General features: G+C 42.2%; 17 protein-coding genes. 1 reads left to right on the top strand and 16 read right to left on the bottom strand.

All coding sequences use genetic code 11. From position 1 onward, the window contains the following. Positions 1–6: 6 nt before the first annotated feature. The 16 genes from ACFX4H_RS20690 to ACFX4H_RS20615 form a co-directional block, all read right to left on the bottom strand. On the bottom strand, positions 7–582 hold the full coding sequence (locus ACFX4H_RS20690) for a GNAT family N-acetyltransferase (protein WP_034306065.1): 576 nt from the start codon (positions 580–582) through the stop codon (positions 7–9). 61 nt (positions 583–643) lie between these two features. Continuing rightward, a complete protein-coding gene (locus tag ACFX4H_RS20685; protein WP_034306067.1) occupies positions 644–1,558 on the bottom strand; it encodes a diacylglycerol kinase in 915 nt (304 codons plus the stop codon). A gap of 180 nt (positions 1,559–1,738) precedes the next feature. Beyond that, positions 1,739–2,665, bottom strand: coding sequence for a LiaF transmembrane domain-containing protein (locus ACFX4H_RS20680; protein WP_377436121.1), 927 nt, complete (start codon positions 2,663–2,665; stop codon positions 1,739–1,741). Next, entirely contained in the window at positions 2,662–3,732 is a 1,071-nt protein-coding gene (locus tag ACFX4H_RS20675) for a multi-TM2 domain-containing protein (protein ID WP_034306071.1), read from the bottom strand. Before ACFX4H_RS20675 ends, ACFX4H_RS20680 begins: the two co-directional genes overlap by 4 nt. Next, positions 3,725–4,192 (bottom strand): hypothetical protein, encoded by a 468-nt coding sequence (locus tag ACFX4H_RS20670; protein WP_377436120.1) that lies wholly within the window; start codon positions 4,190–4,192, stop codon positions 3,725–3,727. Before ACFX4H_RS20670 ends, ACFX4H_RS20675 begins: the two co-directional genes overlap by 8 nt. Beyond that, positions 4,189–4,731 (bottom strand): RNA polymerase sigma factor, encoded by a 543-nt coding sequence (locus tag ACFX4H_RS20665; protein WP_034306075.1) that lies wholly within the window; start codon positions 4,729–4,731, stop codon positions 4,189–4,191. The genes ACFX4H_RS20670 and ACFX4H_RS20665 overlap by 4 nt, the downstream gene beginning before the upstream one ends. Before the next feature lie 163 nt (positions 4,732–4,894). After that, the gene (gatB, locus tag ACFX4H_RS20660) at positions 4,895–6,322 is read right to left on the bottom strand and encodes an Asp-tRNA(Asn)/Glu-tRNA(Gln) amidotransferase subunit GatB (RefSeq protein WP_034306078.1); all 1,428 of its coding nucleotides are present in this window, start codon (positions 6,320–6,322) and stop codon (positions 4,895–4,897) included. A gap of 12 nt (positions 6,323–6,334) precedes the next feature. Then, a complete protein-coding gene (gene gatA, locus ACFX4H_RS20655; RefSeq protein WP_034306080.1) occupies positions 6,335–7,795 on the bottom strand; it encodes an Asp-tRNA(Asn)/Glu-tRNA(Gln) amidotransferase subunit GatA in 1,461 nt (486 codons plus the stop codon). Between the two features lie 12 nt (positions 7,796–7,807). Further along, positions 7,808–8,098, bottom strand: a complete 291-nt coding sequence (gene gatC / locus ACFX4H_RS20650; protein ID WP_034306082.1) for an Asp-tRNA(Asn)/Glu-tRNA(Gln) amidotransferase subunit GatC — start codon at positions 8,096–8,098, stop codon at positions 7,808–7,810. Between the two features lie 363 nt (positions 8,099–8,461). Then, positions 8,462–9,631, bottom strand: coding sequence for a CamS family sex pheromone protein (locus tag ACFX4H_RS20645; RefSeq protein WP_241637339.1), 1,170 nt, complete (start codon positions 9,629–9,631; stop codon positions 8,462–8,464). Between the two features lie 11 nt (positions 9,632–9,642). After that, on the bottom strand, positions 9,643–11,649 hold the full coding sequence (gene ligA, locus ACFX4H_RS20640) for an NAD-dependent DNA ligase LigA (protein WP_241637340.1): 2,007 nt from the start codon (positions 11,647–11,649) through the stop codon (positions 9,643–9,645). Positions 11,650–11,752: 103 nt separating this feature from the next. Further along, positions 11,753–13,999, bottom strand: coding sequence for a DNA helicase PcrA (gene pcrA / locus ACFX4H_RS20635; RefSeq protein ID WP_034306090.1), 2,247 nt, complete (start codon positions 13,997–13,999; stop codon positions 11,753–11,755). A 61-nt stretch (positions 14,000–14,060) separates the two neighbouring features. Continuing rightward, positions 14,061–14,744, bottom strand: coding sequence for a heptaprenylglyceryl phosphate synthase (gene pcrB, locus ACFX4H_RS20630; protein ID WP_034306092.1), 684 nt, complete (start codon positions 14,742–14,744; stop codon positions 14,061–14,063). A 220-nt stretch (positions 14,745–14,964) separates the two neighbouring features. After that, entirely contained in the window at positions 14,965–15,279 is a 315-nt protein-coding gene (locus ACFX4H_RS20625) for a YerC/YecD family TrpR-related protein (protein ID WP_034306094.1), read from the bottom strand. Between the two features lie 26 nt (positions 15,280–15,305). Then, on the bottom strand, positions 15,306–16,343 hold the full coding sequence (locus tag ACFX4H_RS20620; RefSeq protein WP_034306096.1) for a DUF3048 domain-containing protein: 1,038 nt from the start codon (positions 16,341–16,343) through the stop codon (positions 15,306–15,308). 43 nt (positions 16,344–16,386) lie between these two features. Then, positions 16,387–18,132, bottom strand: a complete 1,746-nt coding sequence (locus tag ACFX4H_RS20615) for an adenine deaminase C-terminal domain-containing protein (protein WP_034306098.1) — start codon at positions 18,130–18,132, stop codon at positions 16,387–16,389. Positions 18,133–18,277: 145 nt separating this feature from the next. Here ACFX4H_RS20615 and ACFX4H_RS20610 point away from each other — a divergent pair, with 145 nt between their 5' ends. Further along, entirely contained in the window at positions 18,278–18,544 is a 267-nt protein-coding gene (locus tag ACFX4H_RS20610) for a YgaP-like transmembrane domain (RefSeq protein ID WP_034306101.1), read from the top strand. The last annotated feature ends 8 nt before the right edge of the window (positions 18,545–18,552 follow it).

Here is an 18,552-nt window from a genome sequence, read left to right as displayed (position 1 = left end):
CCCCTGTTAAACAGGAGGTTCTTCTATTTCCTTTACCATATAGCGAAATTCATGGCCGCTAATCGAAATGGTTTTCATTTCTATATATCCTAATCTGCCATAGAGACGATTCGCCGCTACATTTTCATTTTCAACGACTAAAGAAATTCTTGGATACCCCTTATGTTTAGCGTATTCCTCCACATATTGAATCAGTGCACTGCCAATTCCTCTTCCTTGAAAATTCGGGTCGACGGATACTGTATCCAAATAAAAGTCTCTCATTTCCGCTTCCTTATCGAGCGTAACGCTTGGGTCTTTCATTTTCATTCTTAATTGTTTCACTATCGGTTCATCCAAGCTTTCGGCATCCTTGCCATGGTAAGCGATGATCAATCCAGATACTTGTCCATCATGTTCACTGACAAGCGTATTTTCATAGCTGACCCGATTCCCACTTTTCCTGAACAAATCGGCAAGAACGGAAAGTATTCTTTCTTCTTCCGTTTCACCTGTCAAAACCTCTGCAATTTCCTTAATCGCTAACCGGGTCAATATGGCTGCCTTGTCCGCATCCTCCGGTGTCGCTTTCCTGATATACATGTTGCAATTCTCCTTGCTTCATTAAACTGAAAAGGCCACCAGATTCAGTGGCCTTTTCAACCTATTTATTTGCCGGATCATCCGGCAGTAGTCCTTGCGGGATGAATACATCAAAATGGCGATACTGATTGACGAATTCAGCTGGGGCCATCCCGCCAAATTCCCCATCCAAATTAAGCATCATATCCTTTTTGGCCTGTACTTTAATTCGATTGGCTTTTTCATAAATGACGTTTTTATCATGGATATGCTCACCGCGCATTGCCAATGTTGCGACACGGACAATATCAGCCAGGTTTGCCTTTTTTAAAATAAGCAACGTGAACATACCATCATTCAAAGAGGCGTCAGGGGCCAGTTTCTCGAAGCCGCCGACCGAATTCGTGTTAGCCACCAAGAAAAGCATGATCTCCCCTTCAAAAAGCTTTCCATCATATTCAATAGAAACTTCCGTCGGCTTAATTGAAGGAAGCATTTCAATTCCTTTAATATAGTACGCTAGCTGACCAAGCATCGTTTTCAGCTTGATCGGCACATCGTAGGTCAATTCGGTCAATCTGCCCCCGCCAGCAATATTGATAAAATACTTATCGTTCATTTTCCCGATGTCGATCGGCATCGTATGCCCGCCGGCAATAATTTCGGCTGCCCCTTCGATCGACTTCGGTAAATGCAGCGCCCGCGCGAAATCATTGGTCGTTCCCGTCGGGATGATTCCTAGTTTCGGACGTTTCTCTGCAGTGGCCAGTCCATTAACAACCTCATAAATCGTACCGTCGCCCCCTGCTGCAATAACTACCTCATAGCCGCGTTCAATCGCTATCTTTGCCGCTTTCGTCGCATCCCCAGCACCGGTCGTCGCATGTGCAGAAGCTTCATAACCAGCTTCTTCAAGCTTCGCTAGCACACCTGGCAGGCTCTTCTTAATGGCTTCCCGGCCCGAAGTCGGGTTGTAAATCAACCTTGCTCTTTTCATTTCCCATCATCCTTATACATATTGATTCCATAATTTACATCTTAATCCTTCGTTACATGAAAAGCAATATTCGAAAAAAAGAGGACCGTATTTCGGTCCATATCTTTTACATTTTACTAGAAATCTTATCAGGGAAAATTATAATGCTTTTTACAATTTTATTCTAGTAAATGATTTCAATCATGGATATTGAACGTTCACGTTAAATGTATCGGTAACCGTTAAAGTATGTTTCCCATCACCATTATTGAATATCCCATTCTTTTTTACAATGCCTTCATCACTTGTTCCTTTTTTCACTTCAGTCATCTTCCAGCCACTCTCGGGGCCTTCAAGTTCCTCGATTCCTCTAGCATCTATCTTGATATCACTATTATCCTGAAGGACTACACTTAGATTTCCGCTGTCCTTCACACTCCAGTCATTCAAGAGCTTTCTAGGCTTCAAGACAAGATCGGTACTTTGACCGTCTATCTCCACTGCCAACTCAGCAGGAATTATAAGGGTTGCCTTAAGATTCCTTGTACCACTGTCCAAAAGTCCATTTTGACTCGGTAAATCCTTGAAGCTAATATAAAGAGTATCACCATTTCTTTCAACAAGTAAATAATCTTCCGCATTGTTCAACAATGAATCATCATCTTCCATTACCCGCTCACCATATGTTCCAAAAACGGACACTTCTTCGTCCTTACCACTTTCAATTGTCAATGGGTATGGGCCAGGGTCCAGGACAACTCTCTGTATGCCTTTTCCTGCCTTTTGATTGAAACCAGGCAAATTGACCGTTTTCTCTTCACTATTCACGGCAGCCCTAACTTGATCCATCAATCCGCTTGATGTAAGCAGAATTAAAACTATTCCCGTCGTTCCAAGCAATCCCACGAAAAGAATGCTAAGAATATCATACTTCACAAAAGAACTTTCTTTTCTGGAAAAATAAATATAGAAGAGAATCTCTGCACCCAAGATAATGAACAGCAACGGCCACCATGATAGCAGAATCGTCGTCAAATTCATATCCGCAATTTGAGAAACGAGTAAAACAAAACCCAAACCAACCAGGGAGATCCCCATTGAAATCGTTCCGACTCTCCATGTTCTCATTTTGTCTCCTCCTTGACGCTCCCTTTTTTACTTCCCGACAGCAATTTGATTCCTCCGCCTATTAGAAGGATGCATACAAGGCCTTTTTGAAAATAATCCCTAAACCAATATTCCAAGTTGCTTCCAATCCATTCATCTAAATGGGGAGCGATGGCCGGGACGATCATATTACTGGCCAAGAAATAGATTCCAATTCCCACCAAACCCAACCCTAACCATTTTTGATGATTGACCATTCCTGAAATGATGGGCGTATCTTCTACTGGACCCTCTTCCATTTTTGATGCTTTTTGCAATCCATCAAAAAAACTATAAAACCAGATAATCGGAATAAGGAAGAAGAAGAAACCCAACCGGAGTAAATCCAGTATGTAAATGGCGAATAAAAAGCCGGCCATCAATTGAATCCCGCGTTTTTGCAGCCCCAAATATAAGTGACCTGCACCAGGGAAAATAGCGAATAAAGTCGCGACCGCTTTACTCTTCTTCCCGGATTCCCGTCTCTCCTCGAAATCTTCCAAAACGGTCCGATCGATAAGCTCCTCACCTCTTTGCTTTTTATTCAGCTGTTGAACAGAATCAAAAAAGCTGTAAATCCAGATAACAGGCAATAGTGCCATGAATATTAACAGGCCTTCCATTTGTGTCATCACACTGATGAATATCACCATGATGCCAAAGCCTAAAAAGCTGATGAGAAAAATGAGCCCACGGTTCATGAGGCCTAGATGAAAATGCCCTAACCCAGGAACGAATGAAAGGATGATTACATAAAACCTTTCCGCTTCCGGCTGATTTGCCATTCCCTCCATACCCTCTTCACTTTTAGGATTCCTCAGTGAGGTGACCACCAAATCAAATATACTGATGAAATAAAACACCATTCCAATAACGGAAAATGCCAGAAACGCATCCGATTGACTGATCAACGAAAGAAAAAGACCTCCAAGCCCCAATCCAGCTGTGGCAAGAAAATAAAATAGCCCTTTATATTGCCTTCCTAGGTAAAAATGTCCGAAACCTGGCAGAAAGGATAATAAAAAAGCTAATACCGGACTTTTATTCATTTCTAAACCCCTCCTTATTTTTCTTTTCGATTGTATCCATCCAAGTAAATGTTTTATCAATAAGGTCCTCGGTCAAGGACTGCGTTTTCTTATCACTGCTTGATTCCACAGAATCCACGTATTCTGTCAATGATTGAAATACCCCGCCTGCCATTAATAAAATCGTAAATCCGGCCGCAATCAGGTAATGTCTTGTGATTGTCCGAAGTGACTTCTCTTTTCGGTGTGGCCAAGACTCTTCAACAGAGCCGCCTTTCAATCGGCTAATCGAGTCCATGACTGGACCTGCAATATCAAATACTTCAAAGTCCAGACTTGTTTCTTCTTTTTCCATCGCTTCCATATAGACGGACAAACACTTGTCACAAGAGTATAGATGATTTTCATATTCAATTTTTAAAGCCTCTGGTATTTCATCTGCCAAATATGCAACCCATTGTGCCTCTGAAACATGATTCATGAAAAATCCTCCTCTTTCCAATGTTTTCTCATCCAATTTCTTGCCCGATATAGCTTTACTTCCACAGATTTCACTTGAATCTGCTGTTCCTCTGCAATTTGCTTGAATGTCTTTTCCTTTATGTAATAGCCATATACAACGTCCCGATATCCCTCTGGAAGGTCATTCAGCTTCCGTAATACTTGCTTTCGCCTTTCATTCCGAAAAAATACTGCCTCGACATCATCCGTTAAGCCCAAATTAACTTCCGATGAATGTTCGTCCTGTAATTCTTCCTTTTGGCGTTCCCTCTTTCTCTTTAGATCGATTGCATGATTGACGGCAATTCGGGTAATCCAAGTTTTGAAGCCTTGGTTCTTATATTGAGGAAGAGAAGTGTAGATTTTGATAAAGACTTCCTGGGTAACATCTTCTGCATCCTTTTGATTCCGCAAGACGGAATAGACGGTTCTATAAATCGTCTGTTTATAAGTTTCAATCAACATTCGGAATGCATGATCATTCCCAGCCCTTACCTTCTCAACTAACTCATCGGACACTTCTCTTCCCCCTTTCCTGATAAACATTCATGTAATAGACGACACAAAAAGGAGTTACCCCTACAGATAACTCAAAGTTATTTTTCCGCTTATTATTTTTCTCAGTAAACTCTTTCCTTAATCAAGAGAAAACCGTACCACTTTAAAAGTGATACGGTCAACATTAACGTTTATTGATTTCTTCCACCAAAATTTTATTAACAAGTTGTGGATTGGCTTGTCCTTTTGTCGCTTTCATAATCTGCCCGACAAGGAAGCCGATTGCCTTTTGTTTACCGGCTTTAAAATCTTCAATGGATTGCGGGTTATTATTCAAAGCTTCTTCAACGGCTGTACGCAATGCGCCTTCGTCGGAAATTTGGACTAATCCCTTCTCCTTGACGATCGTTTCAGCATCCCCGCCGTTTTCAATCAATTCTTTGAAAACCTTTTTAGCGATTTTAGACGAAATCGTGCCATCTTCAATCAGCTTGATCATTCCAGCCAATGATTCAGCAGTCAATTTGACATCATGCAGCTCTTTGCCTTCTGCATTCAAGAAAGCGGAAACCTCACCCATGATCCAGTTAGATGCTAGTTTTGCATCGGCACCTGAAGCAACTGTCGCTTCAAAGAAATCCGCACTTTCTTTCGTTACCGTTAAAACGGCTGCATCATATTCAGGTAAGCCAAATTCTTCGACATAGCGTTTTTTCCGGGCATCCGGAAGTTCCGGAATTTCGGCAGCGATACGAGCTTTCCATTCTTCATCAATATGGATCGTCAATAAGTCCGGTTCCGGGAAATAACGGTAATCATCGGAGCCTTCCTTAATTCGCATTAGTACGGTTCTGCCTGTAGCTTCGTCGAACCGGCGAGTTTCCTGTTCGATTATGCCGCCTTCATTCAAGATTTCCGCTTGTCGGATTTCTTCATGCTCCAACCCTTTACGAACGAAGTTGAATGAATTCAAGTTTTTCAATTCGGTTTTCGTACCGAATTCCTTTTGGCCAACAGGTTTCAAGGAAATGTTAGCATCACAACGAAGTGATCCTTCTTCCATTTTACAATCGGAAACGCCCGTGTATTGAATGATGGATTTCAGCTTTTCCAAATAAGCATACGCTTCTTCCGGGGAAGTGATATCCGGTTCGGATACGATTTCAACAAGAGGCGTACCTTGGCGGTTATAATCGCAAAGCGAATAGTTCCCTTTATGTGTCAGCTTTCCAGCATCCTCTTCCATATGAATGCGGGTAATGCCAATTTTCTTTTTCTTGCCGCCCACTTCGATTTCAATCCAACCATGTTCACCGATCGGTTGATCGAACTGTGAAATTTGGTATGCTTTAGGATTGTCCGGGTAAAAATAGTTTTTCCGGTCGAATTTCGTAACTTCCGCCACTTCGCAATTCAGGGCAATTGCAGCCTTCATTGCAAAATCAACAGCCTTTTTATTGACGACAGGCAATACACCTGGGTAGCCTAGGTCAATTACAGTCGTGTTACTATTTGGAGCGGCACCAAAATGATTTGGGCTCGCTGAGAAAATTTTAGAATCCGTTTTTAATTCTACGTGTACTTCTAGACCAATCACCGTTTCAAAGTCCATTATTTTCACCCCTTACAGCTTAGGAAATTGTTTATGAAAATCTGTTGCTTGCTCAAATGCGTGAGCCGCGCGGTAAATCGTGCTTTCATCAAAATGCTTCCCAATCATTTGCAGTCCAAGCGGAAGACCATTCGCTGCGAATCCACATGGCACGGATATACCCGGTACGCCAGCAAGATTGACTGGAATCGTCAGGATATCATTCGCATACATCGTTAATGGATCGTCGACTTTTTCACCAATTTTAAATGCAGGCGTAGGTGTAGTCGGCCCAACGATGACATCGTATTTTTCAAAGACATCTTCAAAGTCTTTTTTGATTAATGTACGTACTTTTTGAGCCTTTTTATAATAAGCATCATAATAACCGGAACTTAAGGAGAACGTTCCAAGCATGATACGGCGTTTCACTTCGTCACCGAATCCTTCTGCACGGGTTTGCTTATACATTTCTATAAGAGTTTCTGCATTATCTGTCCGATGTCCGTAACGCACACCGTCAAAACGTGAAAGGTTAGCCGAAGCTTCCGATGAAGATAGCAGATAATAGGCAGCTAAAGCATATTTGGAATGCGGCAAGGAAACCTCTTCCCATTGAGCTCCAAGACCCTCTAATACTTTTAACGCTTCAAGTACGGAATTACGCGCTTCTTCACCAACGCCTTCACCAAGGTATTCTTTAGGCACAGCTATTTTCAATCCTCGAACATCGCCTGTTAATGAATTCACAAAATTCGGCACGTCAACATTAGCAGAGGTCGAATCCATTGGATCTACTCCTGAGATCGCTTCAAGCAAATAAGCGTTATCTTCAACAGTTCTTGTAACAGGTCCGATTTGGTCCAATGAAGACGCAAATGCTACAAGTCCGAATCGGGAAACCCGGCCATATGTAGGTTTTAAGCCGACGACACCGCAATATGCCGCTGGTTGGCGGATCGATCCACCCGTATCGGAACCTAAAGAGAATAGGACTTCACCGGAAGCGACAGATGCAGCTGAACCACCCGAAGAACCGCCTGGCACATATTCCGTGTTCCAAGGGTTGCGTGTTGCTTGAAATGCGGAGTTCTCATTGGAAGAACCCATCGCAAACTCATCCATATTCAATTTACCGATCGTAACCGTTTCTGCCTTCTGTAGCTTTTGAACAACGGTTGCATCATAGATTGGATCAAAGTTCTCCAAAATTTTGCTCGCGCAAGTCGTACGTAAATTTTTAGTGACGATATTATCCTTCACTCCGATTGGCATACCAAATAAAGCGCCTTCGTTCTCGCCTTTTACCAATTGATCATCCAAACGTTTTGCTTGATTGCGGGCGTTTTCTTCATCAAGTGTCAAAAATGCCTTCACCTTGTCCTCTACCTGTCCGATTCGCTTATACGATTCGTCCACAAGATCAGTGACACTTATCTCTTTCTTATGTAATCGTTCATGAAGCTCAGAAACCTTTTGTTCGAACAACGACATCATTGTCCCTCCTTATTCAATTATTGATGGTACACGGATATATCCTTCTTTGCTATCCGGTGCATTTTTAACTACTTCTTCTACTGGCAATCCCGGTTTTGCGACATCTTCGCGCATAACATTCTTCATATCCAAAACGTGAGAAGTCGGGTTTACTTGATCCGTATCAAGCTCATTCAACTGCTCCGCGAATGAAATCATTTGGTCAAGCTGATGCTGAAACTGTTTTGCTTCTTCCTCCGTAATGGCCAAACGGGCCAAATGGGCAACGTGTTTAACTTGTTCCATAGAAATACGTGACATTCTCTTCACCTCCGAAAAAATATCCAAATCGACTGAATTTCGTCGCTTTTCTCCATATAATCATCGTTTAAATCATATCAAACTATTGCACAGTAAAGCAACAAGAGATACAATGTCGAAATTCAATTATTTCTTAAGGAAAAAGAGATATTTTCCGGGAAATATGGGAAAGTTGCCGGAATTTCCGGGGAAATGACAATAAGACTATTAAAATTCGACAAATGTTGCCTTTTTAAAGAACTTGTTCCCTAAGATGGAAGGGTTTACTTTCCATTATATATCTTTGTGTATTGTTATTTTGACATTCACAAGAAATAGATTCCAGTCGAAAAAAGGATGAAGCCGCTAAGCTTCATCCTTTTTTCATTCGTATATATGAACGGTTGGTTCGTCTTGATTCGCTTCACGGACTATGAGCGCTTCAGGTCCATTTACAGACGTAATGGATACCTGTACGGCAATATAGTTCGGGAAACGTTCCATTATGAGCCCAGCAACATATTGGGTAAAGCCTATCGCTTCCGAGTTCCCATAAAATTGAATGGGGATATCGATGTTCAGGCTTTGCAATTGATCATCCATATAGAACGCCCTGCCGATGACTCCGTTAAAGTTAGGGAAGTATTCTTCGACATCTTCTTTAAAGTTCGTGAAAGTATTGACGTCATCACGGTTTTTCTTTTCAGCAGCAGCAGAAGGAAATAGGAAATACTCTTCGTCCAAGTTCGTCCATTTTCCAATATTGTTAGAGTTTTTATCGATATTTGTATAGGAAATGAAATTCCCAGGGACTACTGAAGATTTTTCATTTTGCTCGAATAAGGCAATCGTAATCGGAACATTTTTCAGCTTGTCCATTTTACGCAGCCTCTTTAAGACTTCTGCAGCAATTTTTTCCCCTTCTTGCTTTAGCTTTTTACTATCGATTGTCTTTTCATAGGTGGCACCGAATGCCTCTTTTTGATAGTAATGCACTGAATTCAACGCAAGACCTATTACAACCCCGCCTAGGCTCACTGAATTATCTTTTGTTTTTACCAAGTAATTATGTTCTAAAATATGGGCAAGATAGATTGGATTGTCTTTATTCCGCTTATCAATGTCACCTTTGCCTGGATCAACCGGATTCAAGCCAACATTGTCTGAAGCTTTCTTTTTCTTTTCTTTCAACTGACTATCGGTATATTTTCTGTTCAGCCAGGAAGATATGGTGGAGCTATCCAGCATTTGCCCCTCTTGAAACAGGTAATCTTCCGGGTCGAACTGGGTTTGCGCCAACCGCATCAATCCATTTTCGAATTCTTCAATGTCGTATCTGGTATTTAGATTGGATACGACCAAACCGCGTGCTTTTGATGGTTCAAACGGTAGGATTGTTTGATAATATTCTTCCGAAATTTTATACTTCGGAATAATTGCCGTTTCTTTTTTGTCTTTGGAGTCTTGAACTACCTCTTGCTTATCCTCGAAACTAGGCGCACATCCAGCAAGAAGCAGTATAAGAATCATCCCCAAAATGGAGTGTTTCCTCATAGCTACACCTCTTATTTATTTAGTTCCTCAATCAGTCTCTCTTCATCCCATACCATGACGCCTAGGCTTTCAGCTTTTTCCAGTTTGGAACCGGCATCTTCACCAGCTACGACCAAATCGGTTTTCTTGCTGACACTTCCAGCAACGTTAGCTCCTAGCGCCTCTAATTTCTCTTTAGCTTCGTTACGTGTTAACTGATGCAGTTTTCCCGTTAAAACGACTGTTTTACCAGCAAAAACGGAGTCGATATCTTCTATAGCAACAGCTCTTTGCCCTTTGAAAGTAAGATTCACACCGGCTGCATCCAACTCATTCAATAAAGCATGGACTTCTTCCAATTCAAAATAAGCTACGATGGAATCAGCCATCTTATCGCCTATTTCATTAATGGCCGTTAGTTCTTCACGGCTCGCCTTGCTTAAGGCTTCCATCGTCCCGAATTCCCTCGCAAGCGTCTTGGCAGCTTTTGAACCAACATGGCGAATACCCAGCCCGAATAGTAATTTTTCCAACGAGTTGGCTTTCGAAGCTTCGATCGCTTGAAGAAGTTTAGTGACAGATTTATCCCCCATCCTTTCCAAAGCAATCAGTTGATCGTATGTAAGCTTATAAATATCAGCCACATCTTGTATGAGTTCTTCTTTAAATAACAAGCTAATCACTTTTTCACCAAGACTGTCTATATTCATTGCTGTACGGGAAACAAAGTGAATCAAGCCTTCCCGTATTTGTGCAGGACACTTCGGGTTGATGCAGCGTAAAGCAACCTCCCCGTCCAGCCGGACAAGTTCACTGCTGCACTCAGGGCACTCAGTCGGCATCTGAAACTCGACTTCTTCCCCTGTACGGCGCTCTGCCAGTACATTGACTACCTCTGGAATGATATCACCCGCTTTTTTCACAACCACTTGATCTCCGATTCTGATGTCCTTTTCACGGATTAAGTCTTCGTTGTGAAGTGAAGCTCGCTGCACAGTCGTACCTGCTACCCGGACGGGATCCAAAACGGCAGTCGGAGTCAATACACCCGTACGGCCCACATTCAGCTCGATATCCCTTAGGGTTGTAATGACTTCTTCAGCTGGGAATTTATAAGCAATGGCCCATCGCGGACTTTTTGCAGTAAAACCTAATTCATCCTGCTGTTCAAGGGAATCCACCTTTACGACAATTCCATCAATATCATAGGCTAAGTTTGGACGTTGTTCCGTCCATTCTACTATATAGGCCAGTACTTCCTCTATATTCGAGCATGTTTTTCTTTCCCGGTTCGTCTTAAACCCGAGACGATCCAATAAATCCAGACCCTCGCTATGGGAACGGACCCCCGTTTCCCCCAAATCGGCAATCGCATAAAGGAAAATATCCAAGTTCCGTTTCGCAGCAAGTTTCGGATCAAGCTGCCTTAACGAGCCGGCAGCGGCATTTCGCGGGTTTGCAAATGGTTCCTCACCGCGTTCTTCCTTAGCCTTGTTTAATGACTCGAATGATCTTTTTGGCATGAATGCCTCACCGCGCACTTCTATGGCGACCGGCTCCCGTAACTTCAATGGGATCGACTTGATCGTTTTCAAATTAGCGGTAATATCTTCACCGATCGTTCCGTCTCCACGGGTTGCCCCTCTTACGAAATATCCATTCTCATATTGAAGTGTGACGGCAAGTCCGTCAATTTTCAATTCACATACATAGGAAAAATTGTCACCTACAGATTGTCTGACCTTTCTGTCGAAATCCCGCAAGTCACTTTCGTTGAAGGCATTGCCTAAACTAAGCATCGGAGTGGTATGCTCCACCTTTTCAAACATATCCAAAATGGCGCCACCGACCCGTTGTGTCGGTGAGTCCGCCGTTTGCAGTTCCGGAAATTTCTCCTCATACCCAATAAGTTCACGTAGCAGCCGATCATATTCAGCATCAGGTACTGATGGCTGGTCCATCACATAATATTCATAGCTGTATTGGTTCAATAACGTTTGCAGTTCCAGAACTTTCTTCTCTGCAGCTTGTAAGTCCATACGTTCAATCCTTTCTAAAGAAGACTCCACCGCACTTCTGATAGAAGAGCGGTGTCTAAAGTCAGATATCCCTATTCTTTACCAGCAGGAGCATATTAATAGCTTATGCTTTTTCAACTGGTGCAAATTTCGCCAATAGGCGTTTGATGCCGATTGGACTTGGAAAGGCAATATCCAATTCCTTTCCTTCGCCTTCCCCTTTTACGCTCACCACGGTTCCTATACCCCATTTTTTATGGGAGGCACGGTCACCGACAGCCCAGCCGATTTCTTCACCGCCCGTTGCGGATGGTGCAGAAACAGCTTTTCCAAAGGCAGGCACTTTTCTTGTTGAAGCCGTTGAAGGAGACCCGGTCCTCGAAGAGCTGAAAGGCGTTTGCCTAGCCCTAGGAGCAGGTTTCGGTTTTAGGTCTTCTAGAAGTTCCTCTGGTATTTCACTGATGAAACGTGAAACGGGATTCATGCTCGTCCGTCCATACAATGTCCGCATTTGGGCATTGCTTATGAATAGTTCATTTTCGGCCCTCGTAATTCCCACATAAGCCAGACGGCGTTCTTCTTCCATCTCCTCTTCATCCATAAGCGAGCGGCTGTGAGGGAAAACCCCTTCTTCAAGGCCCAATAGAAAGACTACCGGATATTCAAGTCCCTTCGCTGAATGCAATGTCATCAACGTTACCGTATTTGTAGCTTCTTCGGTATTCTCGTCAAGTTGGTCTATATCGGCAACCAACGCCAGGTCAGTCAAAAAGCCCACCAATGATTTGTCCTCGCTGTTATCTTCGAATGCTTTCGTAACAGATAAAAACTCATCTATATTTTCAAGCCGGCTTTGTGATTCAATCGTTTTTTCTGCCTGCAGCATCTCACGGTAACCGGTTTTCTCGATGACTTCCTCCACAAGTTCAGTCACGGATAAGTACTCCTGCTGATTTGTATAATTAGTGATCAGCGTATGGAATTCCCTTGCCGCTTTGGTGGCCTTCCCGCTTATCCCTGCCATTTCCACAGACTCCAGTGCTTTATATATGGAAACATCATATTGATCTGCATAATCTGCCACTTTGTCCATCGAAGTTGCGCCAATTCCGCGTTTTGGCACATTGATTACACGGCGAAGGCTGATGTCATCATCAGGGTTCGCAATAAGTCGAAGATAGGCAAGTAAATCCTTAATCTCTTTACGGTCATAGAACTTAGTGCCCCCGACTATTGCATAATTAATATTGGATTTAAGCAGAACTTCCTCCATGACACGTGATTGTGCATTCGTTCTGTAAAGTATTGCTATATCTGAATACTTCCTGCTGCCGTCCTGAACTAACTCATTTATCTTTCCGGCTACGAATTGCGCTTCCCCTTGTTCATTATCCGCACGGTAATAGAATATCTTATTGCCATCTGCATTCTCGGTCCAAAGATTTTTCGGCTTACGGTTTTGATTGTTATCGATGACCTTATTCGCTGCTGCAAGGATTTTTTTCGTCGAGCGGTAATTCTGTTCAAGGAAAATCATGTTGGCATTCGGATAATCTTTTTCAAATGAAAGGATATTCGCAATATCCGCACCGCGCCAACGATAGATCGATTGATCGGAATCCCCGACAACACAGAGATTACGGAAGCGTGAAGCCAATAATTTAACAAGCATGTATTGAGCCCTGTTCGTATCTTGGTACTCATCAACATGAATGTATTGAAATTTACGCTGATAATATTCAAGCACCTCAGGTACGAGCTGGAACAATTGAATCGTCATCATGATCAAATCATCGAAATCGAGCGCTGAGTTTTTGCGCAGCCGTTTTTGGTATTCCGTATAAACATCGGCCGTTACTTTAGTGAAGTAATCAGACGCCGTCTTCAGGTACTCTTCCGGCCCGACCAATTCATTTTTCGCTGAACTGATGCTGCCCAAAATGGCACGATAATCATATTTCTTTGTATCCATATTACGGTCTTTCATGATTTGTTTTATGACCGATTGTTGATCCGTCGTATCCAATATCGAGAAGTTCCTATTAAATCCGATACGGTCGATATCTCTTCGTAGAATACGGACACACATCGAGTGGAAAGTCGAAATCCAGATATCTTCGGATGCACCGCCAAGTATGGCACGGATCCTCTCCTTCATCTCACGTGCCGCTTTGTTGGTGAACGTGATTGCAAGGATGTTCCAAGGCGCTATTTCCTTCTCGACCATCAAGTAAGCTATTCGGTGAGTCAGCACACGCGTCTTTCCACTTCCTGCCCCAGCCATGATTAAAAGTGGACCATCTGTTGCTTTCACTGCTTTTTGTTGCTGTTCATTCAAACCAATTAATAATTTTTCCGCTAAATATTGCATTATCACACCACCTATACGAACATTCGTTTCTGTTTTAGTATACTATATTTCTTACATGTTTTCATTTCACTGCCGTAACTGTTGCAAGGGCCACTTTTAAATCTTCATAAATCACATTGCCGACAACGATGACATCCGCAATCTTGGACATCTCTTTGGCCTGCTCAACCGATTTTATCCCACCGCCATAGAATAGTATGGTATCTTCCAAACTCTCTTTGGCCGCTTCCACCATCTGGACATCGCCATAATCACCGCTGTATTCCAAATAAAAGATCGGCAGGTTGAACATCTTTTCCGCCATCATCGCGTATGCACCCACATCATCCATATCCAAATCAGTATTGGCTTTCGTCAATTGGGCCGCCTTGCACTCAGGGTTCAGGATACAGTACCCTTCAACGAAAATTTCATCCCAATTCAAAAGGTAACCGTATTCCTTGACTGCTTGCTGATGTAATTTCATCATCCAATCCGGGTTGGTGCTATTCAGGACACTCGGAATGAAATATAAATCAAACCCTGGCGTCACCGTTTCAACTGAAGAAATTTCCATCACACATGGGACCGTATATCGCCTGACACGTGCCATTAAATGAAGCACATTCTCAAGCGTGATACCATCCGTTCCCCCGACCATGATTGCATCAGTACCGGATTCACAGACTTTCTCAAGGGCCTCATCACTTATTTCTTTATTTGGATCGAGTTTGAAAACATGTTTCCACTCGCGAAAATCGTACATTATAATCCTCCATTCACACTTCCCATTACACCATTATAGCATTAAGATTTTTCATTAAAAAAGAGAAGTATCGATAAAATGTTATTACCAAATGGAACCTTTTAATCTAAAATCCAATATAACATGGATACGGCTGAAAGACAGCCGGCAATGAGCGTGCTGGACACAAAATAAAAAGCCGGGAAATGAATTCCCCAGCTTTTTATTATAATCGAAAGAATTAAGATTCAGTTGTTTCCTCTACATTATCCTTAATACGGTTCAGAGCCATGGAATAAGCATCATTTCCGTAATTCAAGCAGCGTTTGACCCTGGAAATCGTAGCCGTGCTTGCACCTGTTTCCGTTTCGATTTTATGATAGGTTTTTCCTTCTTCAAGCATGCGGGCTACTTCAAGACGCTGTGCCAATGAGGAAATTTCATTAACTGTGCATAGATCATCAAAAAATCGATAGCATTCGTCCAAATCACGCAAGGAAAGGATCGACTTGAACAGCTGATCCGTTTCTTTTCCTCTTAACTTATCAATTTGCATGTTACTCCCCCTCAATTTCATGGGTATCAAAATGAGACGTCTCCTACTAAACCAGGTTCATCCGGAATAATATTGATCCAAGTTTTCCCTGGAATCAACCCTACCTCTTTATCGTTTTTCACTGGTGTAATACGACCATCCTTATTCACCCATTCTACTTCATTCGCTTTTCCTTTTTGAAGTAAATAACCATTTCCGCCACTTTTCAAGTCGATTTTTCGACGCCCTTTGTCGTCGATCACTTGATGAGCAGCCTCAATGATCAATATATTATCCAGTAAAATAGGTTTATTCGATTTATGCTCGACTGTTTGCTCTCCATTCGAATAACGTTTATATTTCTCTTCCGTGGCTTCGTATTCATACTGTACATCATACTCGTCTGATCCGTAGGAAACCTCGGTTTTCAATGCCGGTTCCCCTTGAAGTCCAGCTGCCTCTTCCTTTGTAAGGAAAGCATAAGGCTTCGGTGCACCATTCAACTCATAACCCTTTTCCTTTGCACCTTTTTCGATATCCTCAAAGGAGGTGTAGGAATTATGCGGTGCTTTTCGATCTGCCGAACGTTGAAACAAAGTACCATCATAATATAATCCGTTCAAGTTATCAATATACCCTCTGTCCAGCATGGTCTTTGCCTCGGGGCTATACCCATGACAGACATAGATGCAATCAAGGCCTTTAGCCAATTCGATATAATAGTCCCTTGCACTCCGAATCGGACCGATTTGACTAGGCATTTCACTTTGGAAGATAGCTAAAAATCTGGTTATGTCACCTTCTGCGAGCATTTCGTAAACCATATCGGCTTCTGAGAGGCCCGATTGCGGGCGTGCTTCCGGATGATTATTAATCATCACTGCTGCAGCCCTTCGCTCACTGCCTGCTTCGGTGGCCATACCTGTAAGTGGAAACTCATTGGAAGGTTCATTTTTCACATCTGTATTTTTGATGACAGCTTGGTCTTTCGGCTTACTGTCATCCGATGCAGGATCCTCTTTCGTCGAACAGCCTGCCAGCAGTAAAATAGCAATAACAATGAAAAGAACTCTCTTAAAATTCATCTTTCCACTCCTCTGATTTATTAGCCATTTCTTCTCTTATATTTTAACGCATTATAGTAGGAAAGAGTATAGTTTTATTCATTACATCATATACTCCTCGCTGGGTCAGCCTTATATATGGCAGATGGGTTGTCGAAAAGAATGAAAGGGTATACACAGGATCGGCGAAGCGATAACCTCTCTCCCGCAGCAAATGTTTCAATTCATTTTCTTCTTTTATCAATTCAGGAACCTCCTTGGTCGACATGACTCCCTTTAATTTCAGAGGAAGTTCATGAATCACCTTGCCTTGTTCCGTCAAAATGATTCCACCGCCAATTTCCTTTAGCCGGTTAAATGCCAAATGCATATCCTTTTTCCTTTTACCGATCAGTATGATATCACCTGTATTTGTATAAGAGCCAGCAAAGCCACACAATTTGTCCGCAAACCCTTTTAATATCGTATTGATGCGCCATTTCCCTTCCCGGTCGATTAGCATGAAAAAACATTCATCATCCTCAAAGTTCAGTTCTTCATGCCCAACATCATTGGCAAGGGAGTACGGTTTCGTAATTACATTATTAACCAATTCTATCCCGAACGGCATGGAAAATTCAAAATCTTCCTTTAAACTGAGATCCCAATCAAGATCGAGCGGTTTAAAATCGAAATCACTCCATTCGATTTCCTGTTTATCCGGAATGATCTCACCATCCCTTTTCACCCATTTCCCTTTCGCCATTACCGAAACCGGAGCGGGTTCCTTTACATCGGTCAGGAAGTTGATGTTCGCCACCCTCCCTGTGGCAATATTGCCATGAAGGTATTCAATGTTATAATATCGTGCGATGTTGATGGTCGCCATATTGTAGGCATCGATGACCGGAACGCCATGCTCTATCGCTATTTTGATCAAGCAGTCTATGAAACCACCTTCATAAAAGGACGGCGGTGATCCATCTGTCGTATAAAAGAATTTGTCATAATGATCAATGTCCAGTTCATGGATTTCCTGTATCAGCTTTGGTAAATCCGGACGGATCGAAGAATGTCTTAACGATACATAATAGCCCTGCAGCAAGCGTGACATGACTTCATCACCTGTCATTGCCTCATGATCACAATCGGCGCCGAACAAGGTCATTTTTGCTAAAGTCTTCTCCGAAGCACCTGGAAAGTGTCCTTCTATTTTCTTCCTCATTCTCTTGGCTTCCTGAATCCAGTGCAACATCATGTCATCCCCATCGAGAAGCTTCGGCCATCCAGTTAGTTCCCCGCCCTGTAATACGGCATCATGCTCCAGCCATGATTTGACGGCCCCATGGGAAAAGACCATATCTTCATCAATCAATTCCGTTTGTCCGTCAAAACGGCTCCACCAATACATTGTTACAGGAATGTTACGTAATTCTTTCAAAAGAGAAAACGCTTTCTTTTTATCTAACTGCAATAGAAACGGCAAGTTATCATTGATCAATGTCGTTGTGCCAAAATGAGATGCATAACGTGAAAAAGAAAGGGGATTATATAATTGAGAAGGGTGTGAATGCGGCTCAATATAACCCGGGACCAAGTACTGGTTTGTACAGTCGACCATCTCACAGCGGTCTATATTATCAGGAAGCTTATCGCCAACATATATGATGCGATCTTCATATATCCATATATTCGCTTTTACCCATTTTCGTAAAGCCTGATTTAAATAAGTCGTATTTTTTAGCAGAATGTGTGGTGCCCTATTGCCATCCAGCACATCTATATGTTCTCTTAGATGTTTATTTTTCCATCTATAGCGCTGTTCAAGCATAAACATTCCCCCATAAGTTATTAGAAACAGTGTATGAAAAAAACCATTTTCAATCCAATTTTATTTCATAGTAACATACTTGCCCCATTTGAACAGTAATGTTATCCAGATTATTGTTAAATTTTTGTGAAGGGATCGATTTTATATGAAGTTTAAACAAAATATCAGTATAATAAATGCTTTAATGCGAATTACTTGTGGTTTTACATTTCTAACATGGGCTACGGCTAAAATGGTGAAAAAACCATGGAAAAACCAATCTTATATAATCGTGGCCATGCTTTCCGCCATGAAAATAGGTGAAGGAATCCTCCGTTATTGTCCTGTCGTCGATGCGATGGAAAACGGACAAAACTTGATGACAAAAGAACCAAAACAGGAAAATGAATCGAATCAATCTGATTCATATTAAGTCTTATA

The sequence above is a fragment of the Peribacillus sp. YIM B13477 genome, from assembly GCF_042787955.1.
GTDB lineage: Bacteria > Bacillota > Bacilli > Bacillales > DSM-1321 > Peribacillus > Peribacillus frigoritolerans.
The sequence above is the reverse complement of the archived record's forward strand: the minus strand, read 5'-3'. Positions and strand labels throughout refer to the sequence as shown.